This is a genomic window from Mesorhizobium sp. M4A.F.Ca.ET.050.02.1.1, from assembly GCF_003997725.1.
Classification (GTDB): Bacteria; Pseudomonadota; Alphaproteobacteria; order Rhizobiales; family Rhizobiaceae; genus Mesorhizobium.
Genome location: NZ_RZSG01000345.1, coordinates 1 through 6,065, shown reverse-complemented (window position 1 = coordinate 6,065; position 6,065 = coordinate 1). Strand labels below are relative to the sequence as shown.

Below are 6,065 nucleotides of genomic sequence, written 5' to 3'. Positions count from 1 at the left end.
GCCGGGAAAGCGGTGATGCCAGCCGACGCCGAAATCGGCAGCGACCGAAGCTTACGCTTTGTCGCCCTCTGGCGAAATTTTGTGTCGCGGCGCGGCCAAGATTTTTGTGAATCGGTCTTGTGCGCGCGCCTGATTTCTGCCATAAAAAATTTAGGACAGTAGTGCTGTCTTATTTTGTCGCACAAAACAGGCTGGACTGGCGTATCATGTGGGCCATTCCGGCCGTTGCCGCGAGCGACGGGTAGACGGCTCGGCTCTGGCCTGTACGATACCGGATACGAACCGGGCGGCGCACCGCATGGTTCGGCAACGATTTCGCAAGACGTGCAGCAAGGATGAGGGGGAAGCATCGCGCTTCCCAAGGCAAACCAGCGCCTCAAAGGGGCGCGGAACGGAGGACGGGACGATGACGGAATTGACGCCATCTGCGATTAACGGCCAGGCCGCGCAGACGAAAGCGGCAGCCGTCAAAACCGCGACCCGCACCGCCACCGGCATGGCCGCTCAGGGCCTTTACGATCCGCGCAACGAGCACGACGCTTGCGGCGTCGGGTTCATCGTCAACATGAAGGGCGTGAAATCGCACCAGATCGTCAAGGACGGCCTTGCCGTGCTGGAGAACCTGACGCATCGCGGCGCCGTCGGCGCCGACCCGCTCGTGGGCGATGGCGCCGGCGTGCTGGTGCAGCTTCCCGACCGCTTCTTCCGCGAGGAGATGGCGGCCCAGGGCATCGAACTGCCGCCGGCGGGCCAGTACGGTGTCGGACACTGGTTCATGCCGCAAGACGCGGCGCTGCGCGCCCATATCGAGGATATCATCATCGAATCGGCGCAGTCCGAGGGGCTGCCGCTGCTAGGCTTCCGTGACGTGCCCGTTGACAATTCGTCGCTGTCGAAGGCGCCGGATATCGTGGCGTCCGAGCCGTTTCATCGGCAGGTCTTCATCGGCCGCACGCCCGACATCACCGATGACGAGGAGTACGAGGCCAGACTCTATCTGCTGCGCAAGGTGATATCGGGCCGCATCTACGCCGAAAACGACAACAAGGACATCGGCGCCTATTGCGTGTCGCTGTCGGCGCGCACCCTCGTCTACAAGGGCATGTTCCTGGCCTATCAGGTCGGGGCCTACTACAGGGACCTCAGCGATCCGCGCTTCGAGACCGCGCTGATCCTCGTCCACCAGCGTTTCTCGACCAACACCTTCCCGTCGTGGAAGCTGGCGCATCCCTACCGCATGGTCGCGCACAATGGCGAGATCAACACGGTGCGCGGCAACAACAACTGGATGGCGGCCCGCCAGGCCTCGGTCGATTCCGAACTGTTCGGCAACAACATTTCGAAGCTCTGGCCGATCTCCTATGAAGGCCAGTCGGACACGGCGTGCTTCGACAATGCGCTCGAATTCCTGTTCCAGGGCGGGTACAGCCTCAGCCACGCCATGATGATGCTGATCCCGGAAGCCTGGGCCGGCAACAAGCTCATGGACGCCGACCGCAAGGCCTTCTACGAGTACCACGCGGCACTTATGGAGCCGTGGGACGGGCCGGCGGCGGTCGTGTTCACCGATGGCCGCCAGATTGGCGCCACGCTCGACCGCAACGGTCTGCGCCCGGCGCGCTACATCGTCACCGACGACGACCGCGTCATCATGGCGTCCGAGGCCGGCGTGCTGCCGGTGCCTGAGGAAAGGATCGTCCAGAAGTGGCGGCTGCAGCCCGGCCGCATGCTGCTGATCGACCTCGCCAAGGGCCGCATCGTTTCCGACGAGGAGATCAAATCGGAGATCGCGACCAGGCATCCCTACAAGAACTGGCTCGCCAACACGCAGCTCATCCTGGAAGACCTGAAGCCGGTCGAGCCGCGCGCGCTGCGCAAGGATGTCAGCCTGCTCGATCGCCAGCAGGCATTCGGCTACAGCCAGGAAGACACCAAGCTTTTGATGGCGCCGATGGCCACAACCGGCCAGGAAGCGGTCGGCTCGATGGGCACCGACACGCCGATCTCGGCGATGTCGGACAAGTCGAAGCTTCTCTACACCTATTTCAAGCAGAACTTCGCCCAGGTCACCAACCCGCCGATCGACCCGATCCGCGAGGAACTGGTGATGAGCCTGGTGTCGTTCATCGGACCGCGGCCGAACATCTTCGACCTTGTCGGCAATTCGCGCCGCAAGCGGCTCGAGGTGCGCCAGCCGATCCTGACCAATGGCGATCTCGAGAAGATCCGCTCGATCGGCCACACCGAGGACCGTTTCGACACCAAGACGATCGACATCACCTACGGTGCGAACGAGAATGCCGCTGGCATGCAGGGCGCCATCGACCGGCTCTGCGAGCGCGCCGAAGCGGCGGTCGCCGGCGGCTACAACATCATCATCCTGTCCGATCGCCAGCTCGGGCCGGACCGCATCGCCATTCCGGCGCTGCTCGCAACGGCAGCGGTGCATCACCACCTGATCCGCAAGGGATTGCGCACCTCGGTCGGCCTGGTCGTCGAATCCGGCGAACCGCGCGAGGTGCATCATTTCTGCTGCCTCGCCGGCTACGGCGCCGAAGCGATCAATCCGTACCTCGCCTTCGACACGCTGCTCGACATGCACAAGCGCGGCGAACTGCCGGAGGAGGTCGACGCTTACGAAGTGGTTTCGCGCTACATCAAGTCGATCGGCAAGGGCATCCTCAAGGTGATGTCCAAGATGGGCATCTCCACCTACCAGTCCTATTGCGGCGCGCAGATCTTCGACGCCATCGGGCTGAAGTCGGATTTCGTCGAGAAGTACTTCACCGGCACCGCGACGCTGATCGAGGGCGTCGGGCTGGACGAGATCGCGGCCGAGACGATCAGCCGCCACACCGACGGCTTCGGCAACGATCCGGTGCTGCGCAGCAGCCTGGAGGTCGGCGGCGAGTACATGTTCCGCATGCGCGGCGAGGCGCATATGTGGTCGCCGGACGCGGTCGCCACCCTGCAGCATGCGGTGCGCCAGGGGTCATGGGATACGTTCAAGGATTATTCCGCGCAGATCGACAGCGAGACGGCCCGCGCCCAGACCATCCGAGGCCTATTCAAGATCAGGCTCGCCGAGGAGACTGGACGCAAGAAGGTCGCGCTCGACGAGGTCATGCCGGCGGCGGAGATCGTCAAGCGCTTCTCGACCGGGGCGATGTCGTTCGGCTCGATCTCCAGGGAAGCGCACACGACGCTGGCGCGCGCCATGAACGCCATCGGCGGTAAGTCGAACACCGGCGAGGGCGGCGAAGAGGCCGACCGCTACCTGCCGCTGCCCGGCGGCGGCAGGAACCCGGAGCGTTCGGCGATCAAGCAGGTTGCATCAGGACGATTCGGCGTGACGGCGGAATATCTCGTCAACTCGGACGTCATGCAGATCAAGGTCGCGCAGGGCGCCAAGCCCGGCGAGGGCGGACAGCTGCCCGGACACAAGGTCGACGCGACCATCGCCAAGGTCAGGCATTCGACGCCCGGCGTCGGCCTGATCTCGCCGCCGCCGCACCACGACATCTATTCGATCGAGGATCTGGCGCAGCTCATCTACGACCTGAAGAACGTCAACCCGGCGGCCGACGTCTCGGTCAAGCTGGTGTCGGAGGTCGGCGTCGGCACGGTCGCGGCCGGCGTTGCCAAGGCGCGCGCCGACCACATCACCATCTCGGGCTATGACGGCGGCACCGGCGCTTCGCCGCTGACCTCGCTCAAGCATGCCGGCAGCCCGTGGGAAATGGGCCTCGCCGAGACGCATCAGACGCTGGTGCTCAACGGCCTCAGGTCGCGCGTGGCGCTGCAGGTCGACGGCGGCCTGCGCACCGGGCGCGACGTCATCATCGGCGCGCTGCTCGGCGCCGACGAGTTCGGCTTCTCGACCGCGCCGCTGATCGCGGCCGGCTGCATCATGATGCGCAAGTGCCACCTCAATACCTGCCCGGTCGGCGTGGCGACGCAGGACCCGGTGCTGCGCAAGCGCTTCAAGGGCACGCCCGAGCACGTCATCAACTTCTTCTTCTATGTGGCGGAAGAGGTGCGCGCGCTGCTCGCCGAAATGGGCTTCACCCATCTCGACCAGATCATCGGCGACACCGATCTTCTGGAGAAGCGCGACGTAATCCAGCACTGGAAGGCGCGCGGGCTCGATTTCGGCAAGATGTTCTTCAAGCCGGACGCGCCGCACGAGGCGGTGCACTGGACCGAGCGCCAGAAGCACCCGATCGACGACGTGCTCGACCGCAAGCTGATCGAGCTGGCCAAGCCGGCCCTGGAAGCCAAGCAGGCCGTCTCCATCGAGCTGCCGATCCGCAACGTCGACCGTTCGGCGGGCGCGATGCTGTCGGGCGAAGTGGCCAAGCGCTTCAAGCACAAGGGGCTGCGCGAGGACACGATCCAGGTGAAGCTTACCGGCACCGCCGGCCAATCCTTCGGCGCCTTCCTGGCGCGGGGCGTCTCGTTCGAGCTGGTCGGCGCCGGCAATGACTATGTCGGCAAGGGCCTGTCGGGCGGCCGTATCGTCATCCGCCCGCCGGAAGAGGCCAAGATCGTCGCGGCTGACTCCATCATCGTCGGCAATACGGTGCTTTACGGCGCCACCGAGGGCGAAGCCTATTTCGCCGGCGTCGCCGGCGAGCGCTTCGCGGTGCGCAATTCGGGCGTCGCGGCAGTAGTCGAAGGCGTCGGCGACCATGGCTGCGAATACATGACCGGCGGCATCGTCGTCGTGCTCGGCAAAACGGGGCGCAACTTCGCCGCCGGCATGTCGGGCGGCGTCGCCTATGTGCTCGACGAGAAGGGCGATTTCGCCGAACGCTGCAACATGGCGATGGTCGAGCTGGAGCCGGTGCCGGAAGAGGACGATCTGATGGAGAAGCTGCTCCATCACGGCGGCGACCTCGACCATAAGGGACGTGTCGACGTATCCGGCGACATGACCAGCCATGACGAGGAGCGGCTCTACCAGCTGATCTCGAACCACGTCCATTACACGGGGTCCGCGCGCGGCCGTGAAATCCTCGACAACTGGGCGGCGTTCCGGCCGAAATTCCGCAAGATCATGCCGGTCGAGTATCGCCGCGCGCTGATCGAGATGGAACGCATGCGCATGAGCGTGGCGGCCGAATAAGCATTGGACGGGCCGGAGAGATGGATCTCCGGCCGCCATCCTCACCAACAATCCTGACCCCGGACTGCGGTTGCCATGGCGGCCTTATGGGGTTAACGGGTGCGCCGACAAGTGCGTGCCTTCGGACAGCAGGGACTGGACTATGGGCAAGGTAACAGGGTTTCTTGAGATCGACCGGCAGGTGCACAAGTACCAGCCGGCCTCCGACCGCATCCGGCATTTCCGCGAATTCACGCTGCCGATGTCGGACAAGGAGGTCGAGAAGCAGGCCGCGCGCTGCATGGATTGCGGCATTCCGTTCTGCCACGGGCCGACCGGCTGCCCGATCCACAACCAGATCCCGGACTGGAACGACCTCGTCTACAATGGCGACTGGGACAATGCGATCCGCAACCTGCATTCGACCAACAATTTCCCGGAATTCACCGGCCGCATCTGCCCCGCACCTTGCGAGGAAGCCTGCACGCTGAACCTCGAGGACATTCCCGTCGCCATCAAGACGGTCGAGCAGGCGATCGCCGACAAGGCTTACGAGACCGGCCATATCAGGCCCTATCCGCCGGAGAAGAAGACCGGCAAGCGCGTCGCCGTCATCGGCTCCGGCCCGGCCGGCATGTCGGCTGCCCAGCAGCTCGGCCGCGCCGGCCACGACGTCCATGTCTATGAGCGCGAGAGCCGGCCCGGCGGGCTGATGCGTTACGGCATTCCCGACTTCAAGATCGAGAAGCACTATATCGACCGGCGCATCGAGCAGATGCAGGGCGAGGGCGTCACCTTCCATTGCGGCGTCAATGTCGGCGTCGACAAGCCGGTTGCCGAGCTGCTCGCCGAACATGACGCGGTGCTTTATTGCGGCGGTTCCGAAACGCCGCGCGCGGCCGGCATTCCCGGCGAAGATCTCGGCGGCGGGCATGACGCGATGGCCTATCTGGTGCAG

2 protein-coding genes are annotated in these 6,065 nt (G+C 64.7%); both read left to right on the top strand.

Annotated elements, in window-relative coordinates; translation table 11 throughout:
• Positions 1-406 precede the first annotated feature (406 nt).
• The gene (gene gltB / locus EOA33_RS20970; RefSeq protein ID WP_127406464.1) at positions 407-5,128 is read left to right on the top strand and encodes a glutamate synthase large subunit; all 4,722 of its coding nucleotides are present in this window, start codon (positions 407-409) and stop codon (positions 5,126-5,128) included.
• 142 nt (positions 5,129-5,270) lie between these two features.
• Positions 5,271-6,065 (top strand): glutamate synthase subunit beta (locus tag EOA33_RS20965; protein ID WP_145989220.1); only part of this gene is annotated, 795 nt, incomplete at its 3' end.